The organism is Bradyrhizobium sp. LLZ17, assembly GCF_041200145.1.
Taxonomy (GTDB): domain Bacteria; phylum Pseudomonadota; class Alphaproteobacteria; order Rhizobiales; family Xanthobacteraceae; genus Bradyrhizobium.
This window is the reverse complement of record NZ_CP165734.1, coordinates 6,103,044-6,118,134: the sequence shown is the minus strand read 5'-3', so window position 1 is coordinate 6,118,134 and position 15,091 is coordinate 6,103,044. Positions and strand designations below refer to the sequence as shown.

Genomic DNA, 15,091 nt, shown 5'->3' with positions numbered 1-15,091 from the left:
GCACGCCGGAAACTCTCCAGGTGACAGGTTGACACGTATCAACAAAAGGAGCCGGCTGCTTCCGGCGGAGCTATGGGCGAGCGGATCGAAAGTCTTGTACTGTGGTATCAGCTTAGCCTTAAGCGTCAAACACGCCGAGAGATTATCTGCTTTGCGCCCGGGGGGCTGCCGCTTCCGAGGTCGCGTTCTAGCCTGAGCTATGAAAGGTCAATTATAATCAGGTTAGAAATTCGCTCTGAGCCCAGAACCGCGGCTTGACACACCTAGCTGGTCGAGACGCATCGATAATTCTCTTCCGCACACATCTTCGAGAGACAAGCGAATTGAGATGAAAGGGCGGAAAGTCAAGGAAGTTCGGTGTGACGAATGCAAGGGAGCTGGCTCACCGCCGACGAAGCAACCAAACACACCGGGCACTCGCACCTATCCAGCCAAATGTCCAAAATGTTTGGGCAAAGGATGGATATCTGTTGAGCTGAGGCTAGGGCTTCCGCCAGATAAGCATTCCTGACGTCGCCACTTGCAACGTCCGCATTTCTCCACATCCGAGCTGCTTGTCGCAGCCAGGCTTCGCAACCCGACACTATTCGCCATCTAAACTAATCGGCGCCCGCCTTATTTATTGTAGCCGCGTGACTCCGCGCCCGATAAAGAATCGCGTATGAGCGGCGTCGGCTCGAGCCGCTAGTCGACATACGGCCACTGCCACGTTGCAATTCCCATCTTGTCGCAATGCGACGGTCGCAAATCCTCCGGAAGAACTGCTTGGCAATACTGCTGATAATAACCGGGGCTTTTGCACTTTGCTGAATGCACGCGAACCGCTTTTCTCAGCCGGCACTGTTCTGTGAAATGGGTCATAGGAAACGCGCACAAGACGTGATCTCCTTCGCTTGCACAGTCAGGCAGGAGCCTGCAATCGAAAGAACGAAATATTCGTTCAATTGCAGATTGAATTTTATCTGGTTTTCACTTGCCAACTTTTCCTTCCGGGTGCAGGGTTAAGCTGGCATTTTTTTCGTTCGGCCGCACCGGCGGTGACAATGAACGATGGTTTAAGGGAGACGGCAATGAGCACAGCCAATTCCCAGCACTCGAAATCCTCGTCCAAGATCGATTTCGGCCGAAGGCGCTTTCTCGAACATTTTGCGATCGTGGGCGCAACTGCGGCCGTCCTTTGGCCGGGATCGGCCAAAGCCGTTATGGAGCTGTGGGAAGAAGGTGATCCGCTCTGCAGCGTTCACTACGACGCACTATCGAAGCCGGACGGCTATGATCTTGACCTTGCTTATCTCGAAAGTTTCCTCGGCGCATCCAAGTCACTGACTGGCCTTGTCGAACTCGATCGACACATGGCGAACCAATACATGGAGCGCTTTGCGACGCATCCGCAGCTCTCGAAAAACCTGGATCTGCTCATACGCGCGTACCGGGCGATACCGGGAGCCAATCCGGGAGAGAGCGAGATCAAGCAGTCGATCTGGATGTCCTCGGATGCGGGGGTGAGAGCCGGTGCCAAGCAGTTGATTTATCTCTGGTACATTTCGGCATTTTACATTCCCCTGGACATCACCCCCGGCGCGAAGCCGCCTTTGCAGGATGATCCGGCGGATACCCGCAAGAAAATCTGGGTCTATGGCACGCCCGAGCAATATAGCCGCGGCATGATCTGGCAGGTGATCCATGCCCATGCGCCCATGACGCCCGGCGGACCCCGACGCTATTGGGCCAGCAAACCGCAGATCGCTTGACGACCTCGGCTGCCAATCACGCATTTGACGAAGAGATTACCGAAGCGAGGTCGACTCCAAAAGCAAGAAGAGAGCCCGGTTCTGATCCCTTGAACCACAGAGCTCCCGATCACTGATCAATGGCTGCTCGGAGAGACGATCATGAGACCGATTCTCGAATATGCGGAGTTTGACCTCGTTGTCATCGGCTCCGGCGTGGCAGGCGCCATGGTTGCGCATCAGGTTGCGAAAGAGGGTTTCCGGGTCTTGATCTTGGAAGCGGGCGGCGTTCCGCCCGACTCGCTCGGCCGCTGGGCGATGGTACATAACTATACCAACTCGCCCTCGAAGGCGCCGGACTCTCCTTTCTGTGGCGATGATGTCCTGCCGACTGATCCGAACGTCAATCCGAAAACAGATCCCGGCAAATATCGTTTTCTCCAGCCGAGCCCAATCGAGGACGGCGGCAAGAACTATTACGACTACAGCGCCGACTCGATCAGCAAAAAGCGCTTCTTCAAGAGCTTCTACGAGCGCATCGTCGGCGGCTCCACCTGGCACTGGCAAGGCATCTACATCCGGATGCTGCCGAACGATTTCAGGATGAAGACGCTTTATAGCGTGGGGTTTGACTGGCCGATCACCTACCGCGAACTCGAGCCCTGGTACGTCAAGGCCGAATACGAGATGGGCGTCGCCGGCAGTGACGAGGAGAACGAGGACTACTACGAGCGCAAATGGGGCGCTTATCGCAGCGAACCGTTCCCGATGCCCGCGCTGGTGCCGAGCTTCCTCGACAATGAGCTCGCAAGGGTCATCAACGGCGAGAAAGTCCCCGATCATGGCCTGCGGCTCAAGGTCAATACCGTGCCGCACGCGATCAACTCCAGGCCGTTTGCGGGGCGCCCCGAATGCGACGGGCATACCTCCTGCGTGCCGTTGTGCCCCATCAAGGCGCGGTATGAAGCCATCGTCCATGTCGAAAAAGCGGTTTCGACGGGCGCCGTTCTGCGAACGCAAGCCGTCGTCACAAAGCTGGACGTCGACGCCGAGAAGAAGTGGGTTTCGCGGGTCTGGTACAAGCGGCCCGATGGCACGGAGGACCGAGCCTCGGGACGCATTGTGGTGCTTGCGGCCAACGGGATCGAGAATCCGCGGATTTTGCTGTCATCGGGAGCGGCCAACTCCAGCGACAAGGTTGGCCGCTACCTGATGGATCATCCCATCAAGCAGTCATTTGCTTTGGCGCCCCAGCCGCTGTTTCCCTTCCGGGGACCGCAGACCACCTCCGATATTGCCGCATTCCGCGATGGCGATTTCCGGGCCCGGTACGCCGGCTTCAAGACCTCGATCAAGAACGACGGATGGTCCAGCACCAAGACGGGCTCTCCCCGCGGCAACTTCATTCCGCCGAAAGACCCGAGCGGCAACCAGAATACGAACGGGACCATCCTGGATTTCGTCGAGAACTTTGGTCTGTTCGGAACCGAGCTGCGGAAGAAGATCAGCGATCATGCCACTCGTCAGATTACCCTGAACAGCGCCTGCGAGCAGCTTCCGCGTGAGACGAACCGCGTGACGCTTTCAAGCAATGCAGACGGGCTCGGCATCGCCAAACCAATGATCAGCTACAATCTTGATGACGACGAGTACCTTCGCAACTCGTTCAAGACCGTAATCGATGTTCACAAGTTCATCTTCGACCGATTGGGCGCGACCGATCGCGTCATGCAAGCCGATCCGCCCGACACCACAATCTACGGCGGCTCAGGCCACATCATGGGCACGACCTTGATGGGTAGTGATCCAACAACCTCCGTGGTCGACAAATATTGTCGTGCGCATGACCATCCGAACCTGTTCGTGCTCGGCAGCAGCGTATTTCCGACGAGCTCGACGGCCAATCCTACCTCGACGGTTGCTGCGCTGGCCTTGCGCGCCGCGCAAACCATCAAAGAACAGTTGAGAAGCTGATGAGTTCGACGAAGTCGTTTCCGGCACATTTCGCCGGGACAGGCCAGACTTTTTTTCTTCTATTTTGGCAGGGAGCTATCAATGCCGGCAGGTTTACTGGAAGTGGACGGTTCAATCGACCTGAAACAGTTCTGGCCGGATGGCCGATCCGACGCGGATACCACGAAAGTTGTGCTGAACGTCGGACCGAACGCAATCAAGTTTCGTAAGGATAGCTCCTCGCCGTTTCATCCCACGCACGTCTTCGAGGGCGCAAAAGTCAAAGGCAGGACAAACACGGCGCCCATAAAAAATGGAAAAGTCACCATTCGCCTTCAGGGCATCGATGCAACCGAACTTCACTATCAGCCCTCGCCGCTTTCGACGGCGGAAAAGAGCGGGCACCCGGCAGCGCAGCTGAAAGCGTATCACGATCTCGTGCACTCCTATCGACAGTTGCTCGGAGCTACTTCGACCAAGGCACTGCACGACTTCCTCGGCTCAACCGGAAAGACCACGCTCGATTGTCGCGTCATCACGCAGGTTGACACCCCGAACGAGGTATTCGACACCTATGGTCGGCTGGTTGGCGATATTGAGCTCACGGTCAACGGTAAGCTGCTCAACCTAAATCATTGGCTCGTCGAACATGGTTGGGCATATCCCACGTTCTACTCGAGCATGACCAATGATGAGATCAATGCGCTGCTTGCGCTCGCCAAGGCTGCGCGCGCGAACAAAACCTTGGTCTGGAAATTCCTGTCTAAAGTGATTGGACCGTTCGATTTCAATCTGCGTGAACCGCGGGTCGGCGATACGAGCGTGTTAGCCACAGACAAGGGATCTGCGATCTTTCCAAAGCTGTTTCGACGGTACACGAACTTCTCACCGCGAAAGAAAGCCAAGGTGACGCCGCAGAATTTTCAAGCATTTCTGGTGGCGGGATCAGGTGGAAAGCCCGACATCTGTTTCGAAATTGCTGACTTCCTGACCAATGGTGTTCATTCCGCCACTCCGCACAATTTTGCGAACTTTGTGGTGGGTGGGAAAACGATAAAGTTTCAGCCAGATGGTCTGGTTTTCAAGGAGGCTCCTTCCACGTTGCTCGGGCCGGACAACAAACCCGTCAGCCATTTCTGACCTCGAGAGCCTCTCCGCCTATTTTGGAGATCCGGCATGACAGCCCCATCATGGCCTCTCACAATCCGTGGAGGCATGGACGCTTGATCGCGCTCTCGGGGCAAAAGTTCTTCCGCGCGCGTGAAGCGGCAACCCTGGGCGGCAGGTCACCCTCCCGATTGGCCGGCAACTTTCCCTGCGAATGATCCGGCGACCACCAGCGCGCCGTCGGCAATCGCCACCGGCAGCGCGGCCAATCGTCTAGGGGCAGGCCCAAACACGACCTCTGCCGCGTGGCGGGGATCATACTCTGAATTGTGGCAAGGGCACTTGAGGACATACTCGCCGCCCTGCTCCGCTTTGACCCACTCTGAAACTGGACACGCGGCATGGGCGCAAATCGCCGAATAGGCGACGATACCGTCAGCCGCGCGAGTTCGGGTTACCTCGTCAAGCTCGTCCGGCTCGAGTTTCAGGACCAGGATTTCGTTCAGTCGCGAGCCGTTTCGGATAACCGACGTTTTCGGATCCTTTGGCCAGGCGCGAAGTGGCGGGCCTCCGAGTTTCAGGTCATCGGGCTTGATGATCTCTCCTTCGTGCTCGCCTTCAGAGGTGACAAGCACATCTCCCTTCTGTGGTCGCTCATCGCTGCCGGGCTGATCCTCGGCAGCGGCCGATTTGGCTGCGAGGCACACGCCAGTCGCCAGAGCCGTCAGGAGAAGCGAACGTCGGTTGTGATCAGGACAATGCATCATCTCAATCTCCGCATTGCTAGACGATAGATATTGAAGCCGCGAGTCCGTCAAAATGGGGGCGCCAGCCGCCGGTTGTTATCATCCGCCCCACCGGCACAATCACGGTTTGTGGGCTCCCTCGAAGCGAAGGGGGACAGCAAAGGTCAATCCGCCTCGAATTTCGTCGATGGAATGGCCATTGGTCAGCGCGTGGCGGTAGGCGACATCGAAAGAGAGCTTGTCGTTGACCTGCCAAATCAGTCCTACAAGCCCCGAAACAGTCTCCTCGAGACCAAACTCCTTCTCGTAGAACACCTCTGCGACCGGCCGCACTTTCCAGCTCGCAGGTCCCTCCAGTATGGTTCCGACAAAGACGTCGGCCCGATGTTCGCGCGTCAGCAGCGTTTCCACGTTAAAATGAACTGTACCCCAATCCCAGCGCTGCGATGCGATTCCGGCCCAACTTGCGCCCGTGCCGCTAGTGCCGGTGCTATCGGGCAAGAGCACACCAAATTCAGTCGCCACGCTCGGTCCGGTCTTGTCCTGAAGACTGCCGGGCACAACGACGTGCTTGAGGAATGCGCCGGCATCGATCAGCTCGGTGGGGCCAAATGGAGACAAAGGCGTTTCGCCGCGCCCCTCGAACACCGCCTCCCAACCTTCACCCAAGCCGATATTCAGCACCGTCCATGGAGCAATGAGGGTACGTGTCCTCTGCTCATGCTGGACGCCACCCGGCTGCAATTCGACCTCGAGTTCGCCCGGCGCGGCCACAGCTGCGTCGGTTCCGTCGAACGGACGATAGGCGAAGGCTGGTCCGGCCCACGCGGCCGCGGCGATGACGATCGATAAGGCCGTAACATACCGCATAGAGGTAACCTCCCAGCAAGCATGGTCATAAATCGATCTCAGGGCGACGGACGAAACACCCAGATTGCTGCGCTGTTCTCTCCCCTCGCCGGAACGGCGAGCAACAATCGATCGAGCTCAGTCACGAAGAGCGATGTTCTGGCTCCCGGAGCGGTCGTGATCCTGTCAATTCGTTCGTAGCTGTCGCCGGCGGCCGCAAGCACATCAACAAACCCCTCACCGCAGCTGACGTAGACACGATCCCGCTTAGGATCGACGAATAAGTCGTCGACGTCCCCGCAGGTCGATATCGTCGATACCAGTGCTCCGTCCGTCAAGGAGACGACCCCGAGTTCGGCCGGATGCCGGAATGCCGCAAGAAGCCGCCCATGGCCCCGATCAATCGCCATTGCGAAGTTCGCGCCCCTGCCGTTGGTCGGCCAAGAGGAGATCCTCTGGCGTGTGATGCGATCCACGACATCAATGGTGCCGGCATCTGGCAAGTTGACGAAGATCCGGGTCGAATTTTCGTCGAGCTGAAAGCTCTCGGGATGCGCCTTCAATGGGACGTCTGCGATCTTGCTGTGCGTTGAGAGATCAATGATCGCCAGGGCGCCGTCGCCATGTCCGACGAACGCCTGCCCTGCCTTCGAATCAATACGAACGTTATCTGCGTCGCTTCCCAGCTCGATCTGTCCAATAGGGGACAGATCGCCGTCGTTGAAGAGTCTCACAGAACCGTCGCCGGCGTTTGCGACGTAAAGCGTATCTGTAGCCTGGTCGTAACCTACACCCTGCGGCCTCGGAAGGCGGCCGATGAGCCGATCCAGCCGTTTGGCTGTGAGGTCAACGACGGCCAGGCTGTCATTGCCCAGCGCAGCCACGAACAGACGACGCCGGCCCAGATCGACCGCCATATGGTCGATCCGGCCGCGCACGTCGTCGAGCGATATCTTGCGTTCCAGTACGAGTGGTGGGGTTTCGGCACCTGATGCGGTCGGGCCCCTCGCGAGAGCAATCCCCGCAAGAAGCGCCACCAAAATAGCGAAATACGTTCGGCACATGTTCAATCTGCCGTTCCCGAAGTTGCATGTCCCCTAGGGGCGCAGACCGCTAGTCGAGCCGTTCTGAAGCGGTCGAGAATCTCTTTCCTTGGAGGAGGACAATCGTGGCCTCCGGACGGTCATCCTTAAGCTCCGCGACCGCACTTACGACGAGTACCTCGGTTGCCTCGCCCTTTGCCTGTCCCTTCGCTTTGGTTGCTGCGTCCGCCAGCTTGAACTTTGCCCTATCCATTGCGGCTTTTTGCGACTTGGCGTGGATGAGGTCGTCGCCTTCGGTTATTGGCTCAACCTTGGCAATAGTTCCAGTCATGTGATCGACAATCACCTCGAAGAACTTGCCTTCCTTAGCGGTATAGACGGAAAGCTGGAGCTTGCCTTCTTCGACTTCAAATTTTCCAGAAATCGGCTGACCTTCCCGTTCACTGGCCGTAAAACCCTGCTGCAAGCTTACCTTCGCGCCGCTCAATGCATTCGCCAATTCAGCCTGTTCTTGATCCGGACCAATCGCAAGAGCCAGCCGCTGGCCGGCTAAAGGCGTCGTCAGGACAACCAGGAGACCGGACACGGACGTAAGTAACATTTTTCGTCTTGTCATGGGATACCTCCTTACATTTGACCGAGATGCCCCCTGCCCTAAATTAAGCGATCACTTCACCATCACCCACGCGGGCTGCAGCAGCGGATAGGCAATCAATCCAACGACGGCCGTTGCAGCAATCAGCATCGGATTACTCACCTTCCAGCGGAAGAGCACGGCGAGTGAGACCACGCCGATCAAGACGGTCAACCAGTCGCCGATCGCGATCTTTCCGAGCAGCACACAAGCCCCCAGGATGGTGCCGATCGCTGCAGCGTAGGCGCCCTTCACAAAACCCTGGACATTGGCGTTGCCTCGATGCCGCGCCAGGATCGGCGCAACGATCAGAACCAGCATGAACGACGGCAAGAAGATGCCGATGGTGGATACCAGCGAGCCCCAAAATCCCGCAACGAGATAGCCGACGAAAGTCGCCGTGATCACGACCGGTCCGGGGCTGATCATGCCGATGGCGACAGCGATCAGGAATTGACGTTCGTCGAGCCAGCCATATTGCTGCACCAGCCCCTGTTCAAGGAACGGCACAATGACGAGCCCACTGCCGAAGGTCAACGAACCCGCCTTCAGGAAGAACAGCATGAGCTTGCCGAGCGTCGAGCCTGTCGCGACCGGAGCCATCGGGGCCGCCGGCGCCACCGCCACCACCATAGGCAACACTGCGGGCGTTCGCTTGAACAGACGACCATAGTAGAGAATGCCAACGATGCCGGCGCCGATGAACAGCAGCGCGACCTCGGCCTGCAGGATGATCGTCACCAAAAAGCAAACCGCTGCGATCACCCATTGCAGCCAGTCTTCCATGCCGAGCTTTGCCAACCGATAGCAGGAATGCAGAATGAGCGCGATCACGGCTGGGCTTACGCCGTAGAAGATTGCGGTCACCGGCTGAAGATCACCGAGATAGACATAGAGCGCGCCGAGAGACGCGACGATGACGAAGTTGGGCAGGATGAAGCACCAGCCGCCTACCCACGCGCCCCAAAACCCGCAGCGCAGCCAGGCGATGTAGACGCCGACCTGGATCGCGAGAGGTCCGGGAAGCGACTGACAGATCGCGATGGACTCTCGCATCTGCTCCTTGGTCAGCCACTTCTTGTCGTTGACCAGTTCGCGCTCCATCTGGCCGACCAGCGCAACAGGGCCGCCAAAACCGAGAAAACCGAGCCGCAGGAAATAGAGCGCGAGTTCGCCCATGCGGCCACGCTCCGGTACTGCGGTCGTTGTCATGTCAAACGTCCCCTCTTATTGCGGATCGGAAATGGGCTGAAGTATGCCGTCCAGGGGCGATCCCAGTCCGGCGGGCGTCAGGGTGAAGGTCTTGCCTGACCGTGCAACCTCAAAGCAGCCGTCGTCCGGCTCCTGGAGGTAGAGGCAAAGCTGGTCCTTATCGACGACCCACTTGCCGCGCTTCTTCACCCCTAACGTAAAGCTGCGCAGCGTGCCGTCGCGTTCGTAGGCCAGACGGTAGTGCACCTCGTCGGTAAGCTGCATCCGCGCGAACTTCGCCCGGACTTGCGCCCCGGACAGCTTGTGGACGCCTTCAGCGTCAACGAATCCGGCATCGAGAGCAACGAGGCTCCCGATGCCGGCAAGGATCGCGATGAAACGCAAACTACCCAACTCAGCCTCTCATTTTTTGCAAGCTTTGAGGCACATCTGGTACTCGGTGTTGCAGGCCGGCCCGGCGCAGTTCTTCATGCACGCCTTTTGCTGCTCCGCGCATATCTTGCAGGACGTTTGAGCCTGCGCCGCAGCGCTCAGCGCAACGAGGCCCGTCAGTACCGACAACGTAAGGACCACATTTCGCATTCGATCTTCGTCTTTTGAAACGCCTCATCCCGCGCCAGCCTGTCCGGCGCGCGGAGTAGTCAAGTTTTGCTAACTCTTGGTCCTGGCGGTCTTGTCGAGCGCCGCGCGCAAGCCCTCCGCCAGCTTGACGGCGTCGTCATTCGCCCAGAAATGCATGAAGAACAGCCGCGGCTGCTCGTCCAGCATATGACTGTGCAGGGCGGTCACCTCTATGCCGTGCGCCCGCAAAGCTACGATGACGGGATTGACCTCGTCGCTGGTCAGGACGAAATCGCCCGTGATAGCAGCCTTTCCGCCGCCGGTGGGCTGGAAATTGATGCCGATCGCCACACCCATGGGACCCACGGGGGTCAGTGGCATGCCCTCTTGCGTGATCGGGTCGCGCCGCTTCACGTTGAACTGATAGACGCCGCCGTTGGCCTGGCCCTTCACGCCGATGATCTGGTCGAGCTTGGCCGTGTCGAGATCGACGGCCGGCGACGGGCTCGCCGGCGCCCCGACGGTCAACGGCGTCTTGCTCTCGGCCAACGCATCGTGGATCGCCGAGGCCAGCTTGACGGCGTCGCCGTGGCCGGCCACGTGCATGTAGAACGTCGCCGGACTCGCCCGCAGCAGATGGTTGTGCACGGCGGTGATCTCGAGGCCGTTCGCGATCATCTTCGCCATCACAGGATTGATCTCGGTCTCGAGCAGCACAAGGTCCCCCATGATCATCGCGCCGCCGTGTCCGGGCTTGAACGCTACCCAGCCGCCCAGTGCCAGCGACGGCTTGATCGTCACGCCGTCCAAGGTCACCGATAGGTCGCTACGCGGGAACCCGTAGCGATGGACATCCTCGGAGACCGCTGCCTTCCTGCCGAGGGTCTCGTCGACCTTTTGCCAATCGATCGCTTGCGCGCGTGCCATGTCGACGAAGGACGGGTAGCCGAGAGCGAGGCCGATCACGATCAGGGGCCAGACTGTGCGTTTCATCGTACTCCTCCACCTCAGTTTCGTTCTTTGATCTGGCCGCTGCTATCGACGACGAGCGTCACCGGCTTGCCGTCCTTCACCGCCTTGACGGTAGTGCCTTCGGCCGTGGACTTGACGTCTCTCACCTGCGAGTAACCAGCTGCCTGGATCTTGGCGACCAGTTCGTCCTGAGTCAGGGCGTGGGCGGGCGAGAGCCCTGCCGCAAGCGCCACGAAGAGCGTTGCCCGATAGATCGTCGATGTTCGCATGTCTGATCTCCTGGTTGTCCCTGCCCCAGAAGTCCTTCCTGCTTCCGGCCTCACCTGACCTTCTTGGTCGGCCAGTTGTGCGTCTCCTCGGTCCCGTCGCGGCACCATCGGTAGAACGCGTGGTACAGCGGGCAATCGGCGTTCAACTGTTCGAGGTCGTCGCGAGCGCCGAACGCCGCCAGGAATCGGTGCGGGTCGGCCGAAAAGTTCTCGTCGGTGTGCCCATCGATGAGCGTCGGCGCGGGCGCAGTGCCTACCGATGGAGACAGTTTGTTGGGTGAAATAAAGGTGTACGATGCTGACATACTGCGCCCTTGGTGATCAGGACGCGATTCTTGGGCATGACGCCTCGCGGGGAGATCGCACATCCCCGTGGCGCGAATAAAAGCCCAGATGGCGGGGCTGTCAACCCGCGCGCACCGATGGATTCCAAGATATCGGGCCTCGGTCACGAAGATTTTTCGGCGATCGAATGGAACGAACCCGATCACAACGCTCGGTCTGACTCCGCCTCCAGAGAGAAGAATGGCCACTTGATGGGGCCAAGCGACCTCTCGTAGACTGTCTGAGCGGGATCAAGCAGACTCCCGGCGAGACTTCGGTCCAAGCTCTGCGCAGCACGCAAAACGTGGAGCTTGCGCATGGACACCGAAAATTACCGCTCTCCCCGACGTACCGTCGCCATCCTCTCGCGAGGAGATGCCGTCGCACGCCGAGATGCCACCTCGAAAAACGGCCGCTTCGTCGACGTCTTCGAAGCACTTGCCGCCGTCGGCATCGAAGGGCACCCCGTGATCTATGACGAGAGTTTTGCGGACGCTGCCCGCGAACAACTGCTCGCAGCGGATGGCGTGCTCGTCTGGGTCAACCCGATTCAAGATGGTCGAAGCCGCGTCAGTCTGGACGCCATGCTGCGCGACGTCGCGGCGAAAGGCGTGTGGGTGAGCGCCCATCCCGATGTGATCCTCAAGATGGGCACTAAGGAGGTACTCTATCGCACCCGCTCAATGGGCTGGGGAAGCGACACGGCGCTCTATCGGACCGCCGCAGCCATGCGAGCGGAGTTGCCGACGCGACTCGCCGCCGGTCCACGCGTGATCAAGCGCAACCGCGGTAACGGTGGCCAGGGCGTCTGGAAGGTCGAAAGGTTGCCTACTTCCCCAATCATCAGGGTGCTGGACGCGACCAAGGACACCGCCGAGGAACTGACGCTGGATGATTTTCTCCGTCGTTGTGCGGAGTATTTCGAGAACGGCAGCGTAATCGACCATGCGTTCCAGCCTCGTGTGAGCGAGGGCGTTGTGCGTTGCTATATGGCAGGCGACCGCTGCGCCGGCTTCGGCCACCACAAGGTCAAGGCCCTGGTCGACTCGCCGGCCGCGCGCGCCGAGGCCGGACCGCGGCTCTACTCCTCCAACGCAGACCCGCGCTTCCGGCGGCTGCGCCGCCTGATGGAAGAGCAGTGGACGCCGCAGTTGACCTCGTTGCTGGATATCGCGCGAGGCGACCTACCCGCGATCTGGGACGCCGACTTCATGCTGGGGCCCGTCCAGGCGGACGGGAGCGATAGCTACGTGCTCGGCGAGATCAACGTCAGCTCTGTGCATCCGTACCCAGCCGAGGCGCCGGCCGAGATCGCCCGACGGGTCGCCGATCGGCTGCAGCTCAAGCTTTGACGCATGCTCACGGTCAGCGCGCTCAAGCGCTTGCACCTCTGCGTCTCATTCGACTTGCAGGACGGCGAATGCGTCGCCCTGCAGGGGCCGTCCGGCGTCGGGAAGACCTTGCTGCTTCGCTCCATCGCGGACCTCGACCCCAGCGAAGGAACGGTCAAGCTTGACGGAACGTTGAGAGGGCGATGCCGGCCCCCGCCTGGCGAAAGCAAGTGACCTATCTCGCCGCCGAGCCCGGCTGGTGGTCCGACACGGTGCAAGAGCACTTCACAAACTGGGATGATGCCCTGCCGCTCGTCGATCGCCTGGGGCTTCCGACCGACTGCGGACCTTGGCCGATCCAGAGACTTTCCACGGGCGAGAGACAGCGATTGGGGCTTGTGCGGGCGCTCATGCTGCGGTCGCGCGTGCTGCTGCTGGACGAACCAACCTCGGCGCTCGACCCGGCATCCGCCGCCGCCGTCGAATCCCTGATCGCCGAGCGCATTGCGAATGGAACGAGTGTCATCTGGAGTACCCACGACAACGCTCAAGCGGGCCGTGTCGGCTCGAGGATATTCCTGATGGGCCCCAATGGTGGCATCGAGGAAAGGCGGCCATGACCTACATCCAGCTTTCGTACGGTGATCTTGCCCTACCTGCGCTCCTTGTGGTCATGGACGGCATTCTCTCGCTTGTTCTCCGCCTCAAGCTTGAGAAACAACTGGCCATCGCGACCGTACGCATGGTGGTCCAGCTCGTCCTCGTCGGATACGTGCTGACGTTCCTGTTCGCTGCGGTGTCGCCGCTTTGGACAGCTCTTGCAGCCGTCATCATGGTCCTCTTTGCATCTCGGGAAATCGTTGCGCGGCAGAAGCGGCGCCTCGCGGGCATTTGGAAGTACGGCCTGGGCGCGGCATGCACGCTGCTCGCCGCCGGTACCGTCACGATGTTCGCGCTCCTGACGGAGCTACGGCCGGATCCGTGGTATCATCCGCGCTATGCGCTGCCTTTGCTGGGCATGATCCTGGGCAACACCATGACCGGAATAGGCTTGGGCCTGGACGTGTTGACAAACAGCTTGGTGCGCGAACGAGCCGCCGTCGAAGCTTGTCTTGCGCTCGGCGGCACCCGACACGAAGCTCTGCTGCCGATCATACGGGACCCTTGAGAAGCGGTTTCATGCCGATCATGAACAGCATGGCGGCGATCGGACTCGTTTCGCTGCCGGGGATGATGACAGGCCAGATTCTCGCGGGCGTCGAGCCGGTCGATGCAGTAAAATATCAACTTCTGATCATGTTCCTGATCGCAGGCGGGACCGGGCTCGAACCCTCGCCGCCGTGCTCGGCGGCGCACGCCTGCTGACCGATCATCGGCACCGGCTACGTCTCGACCGCTTTTCCGGCGAGAAGTCGGTTTGACAGCTTGGGAGGGGACCCTCCAGTGTGCCTCGAATCTCAATCGAGATCGACGGCCGAACGGGCCACGTGGACCATCGGCCAGCTAAGGTACTGACTCGGCCATCGTCGGATTTCAGCTTCTCTAGTACCGTCGAGATACCCTGGCCTATCCGCAGGCGACCTTCTCGCACTCACCTGCTTGCACCGACCCCGCGCGCTCAATGAGGATCGGAGCCGCCGGATGGAAACGGCTCTGTGACCTGGATGAAAGCCTATAATGCGCTTTTCGTATTTGCGCCGCTCGCGCCTGTGTTGATAGCTGCATCGGCGGCTGCACTTTCGTTGCGCCTGCCTCGACGAAGATTGATAGTCCATACCGCGGCGTTCATTAGCAGGCTATCGCTCTGCCCATCTATCTTCGCGCTCAGGCTCAGCTTGATCCCACCACAGTTCTGTATCCAGGTCCCGGCGACGGTTTCATTGTGGTGATTCACCTGTGGTTGCTGTCCCCAGCGTCATAGGTCACGCGATTTTTGCTGTGTTACCTGCCGCTGAGGTCGAGATGCAGGCGAAGACTGCGCGAGGCAGGCTGACGGATGAGCGAAGATCAAAGACGGCGGCGTCATATCCGCTATCGTTCAAGTCGATGTCGGACTGAAGTATGCAAACGTCGCCAGTTCCCCGCGCAGGGTGCCACCTGAACGTACAGAAATTGACGCGATCATCTTAGGAATACAATCGCGTTTGCTTGTGTTTGCGGCGCGGTCACCCGGAAAGACATGGCACGAGGCCAGCGTGTGGAACTTGCTGCACTTCATCCATGTCGGTGAGCTCCGCGATGGCAAGCCGAATTTGTCCTTGGATCACGAGATCCGCACTACCAACAAACGGCAGCTTCGGACGTGTGACCCGCGCTTCAGTCTTCTCCGAGAAGCGGACGATCACCAGAGCGGTGGGTCT

Annotated in this window: 13 protein-coding genes and 3 pseudogenes; 7 read left to right on the top strand and 9 right to left on the bottom strand. The window is 59.6% G+C overall.

Translation table 11 applies throughout. The features are described 5' to 3' along the window. Positions 1 to 1,070: 1,070 nt before the first annotated feature. The 3 genes from AB8Z38_RS29430 to AB8Z38_RS29420 all read left to right on the top strand — a co-directional run bounded on the left by AB8Z38_RS29430 (position 1,071) and on the right by AB8Z38_RS29420 (position 4,823). Positions 1,071 to 1,751 carry a hypothetical protein gene (locus tag AB8Z38_RS29430; RefSeq protein WP_369721162.1) on the top strand — a complete coding sequence of 227 codons (681 nt, stop codon included), beginning with the start codon at positions 1,071 to 1,073 and terminating at the stop codon, positions 1,749 to 1,751. 141 nt (positions 1,752 to 1,892) lie between these two features. Further along, positions 1,893 to 3,704 carry a GMC family oxidoreductase gene (locus tag AB8Z38_RS29425; protein WP_369721161.1) on the top strand — a complete coding sequence of 604 codons (1,812 nt, stop codon included), beginning with the start codon at positions 1,893 to 1,895 and terminating at the stop codon, positions 3,702 to 3,704. An 81-nt stretch (positions 3,705 to 3,785) separates the two neighbouring features. Then, positions 3,786 to 4,823, top strand: a complete 1,038-nt coding sequence (locus tag AB8Z38_RS29420; RefSeq protein WP_369721160.1) for a thermonuclease family protein — start codon at positions 3,786 to 3,788, stop codon at positions 4,821 to 4,823. A gap of 146 nt (positions 4,824 to 4,969) precedes the next feature. Here AB8Z38_RS29420 and AB8Z38_RS29415 read toward each other — a convergent pair whose 3' ends face one another. The 6 genes from AB8Z38_RS29415 to AB8Z38_RS29390 all read right to left on the bottom strand — a co-directional run bounded on the left by AB8Z38_RS29415 (position 4,970) and on the right by AB8Z38_RS29390 (position 9,538). Next, a complete protein-coding gene (locus AB8Z38_RS29415; protein ID WP_369721159.1) occupies positions 4,970 to 5,557 on the bottom strand; it encodes a ubiquinol-cytochrome c reductase iron-sulfur subunit in 588 nt (195 codons plus the stop codon). A gap of 99 nt (positions 5,558 to 5,656) precedes the next feature. After that, the gene (locus AB8Z38_RS29410; RefSeq protein WP_369721157.1) at positions 5,657 to 6,406 is read right to left on the bottom strand and encodes a hypothetical protein; all 750 of its coding nucleotides are present in this window, start codon (positions 6,404 to 6,406) and stop codon (positions 5,657 to 5,659) included. Positions 6,407 to 6,444: 38 nt separating this feature from the next. Next, positions 6,445 to 7,449: a YncE family protein gene (locus tag AB8Z38_RS29405; protein WP_369726638.1), complete on the bottom strand. Its 1,005-nt coding sequence runs from the start codon at positions 7,447 to 7,449 to the stop codon at positions 6,445 to 6,447. 49 nt (positions 7,450 to 7,498) lie between these two features. Further along, a complete protein-coding gene (locus AB8Z38_RS29400; RefSeq protein ID WP_369721156.1) occupies positions 7,499 to 8,044 on the bottom strand; it encodes a hypothetical protein in 546 nt (181 codons plus the stop codon). A gap of 51 nt (positions 8,045 to 8,095) precedes the next feature. Further along, positions 8,096 to 9,274, bottom strand: coding sequence for a chromate efflux transporter (chrA, locus tag AB8Z38_RS29395; RefSeq protein ID WP_369721155.1), 1,179 nt, complete (start codon positions 9,272 to 9,274; stop codon positions 8,096 to 8,098). A gap of 15 nt (positions 9,275 to 9,289) precedes the next feature. Further along, positions 9,290 to 9,538 carry a hypothetical protein gene (locus tag AB8Z38_RS29390; RefSeq protein ID WP_369721154.1) on the bottom strand — a complete coding sequence of 83 codons (249 nt, stop codon included), beginning with the start codon at positions 9,536 to 9,538 and terminating at the stop codon, positions 9,290 to 9,292. Positions 9,539 to 9,577: 39 nt separating this feature from the next. On the opposite strand from AB8Z38_RS29390, the gene AB8Z38_RS29385 reads away from it, so the two are divergent. After that, positions 9,578 to 9,874 (top strand): hypothetical protein, encoded by a 297-nt coding sequence (locus AB8Z38_RS29385; protein ID WP_369721152.1) that lies wholly within the window; start codon positions 9,578 to 9,580, stop codon positions 9,872 to 9,874. A gap of 51 nt (positions 9,875 to 9,925) precedes the next feature. Here AB8Z38_RS29385 and AB8Z38_RS29380 read toward each other — a convergent pair whose 3' ends face one another. From AB8Z38_RS29380 to AB8Z38_RS29370, 3 genes and pseudogenes are all read right to left on the bottom strand, one after another. Beyond that, a complete protein-coding gene (locus AB8Z38_RS29380) occupies positions 9,926 to 10,828 on the bottom strand; it encodes a DUF1259 domain-containing protein (RefSeq protein ID WP_369721150.1) in 903 nt (300 codons plus the stop codon). Positions 10,829 to 10,842: 14 nt separating this feature from the next. Further along, on the bottom strand, positions 10,843 to 11,076 hold the full coding sequence (locus tag AB8Z38_RS29375) for a PepSY domain-containing protein (RefSeq protein WP_369721149.1): 234 nt from the start codon (positions 11,074 to 11,076) through the stop codon (positions 10,843 to 10,845). A 50-nt stretch (positions 11,077 to 11,126) separates the two neighbouring features. Beyond that, positions 11,127 to 11,237, bottom strand: a pseudogene (locus AB8Z38_RS29370) (sulfurtransferase); the annotation flags it as partial. Between the two features lie 480 nt (positions 11,238 to 11,717). Here AB8Z38_RS29370 and AB8Z38_RS29365 point away from each other — a divergent pair. From AB8Z38_RS29365 to fetB, 3 genes and pseudogenes are all read left to right on the top strand, one after another. Continuing rightward, positions 11,718 to 12,752: a Cj0069 family protein gene (locus AB8Z38_RS29365; protein WP_369721148.1), complete on the top strand. Its 1,035-nt coding sequence runs from the start codon at positions 11,718 to 11,720 to the stop codon at positions 12,750 to 12,752. A gap of 3 nt (positions 12,753 to 12,755) precedes the next feature. After that, positions 12,756 to 13,351: pseudogene (locus AB8Z38_RS29360) on the top strand (ATP-binding cassette domain-containing protein). Next, positions 13,348 to 14,152: pseudogene (fetB, locus tag AB8Z38_RS29355) on the top strand (iron export ABC transporter permease subunit FetB). Before AB8Z38_RS29360 ends, fetB begins: the two co-directional pseudogenes overlap by 4 nt. Positions 14,153 to 15,091 lie beyond the last annotated feature (939 nt).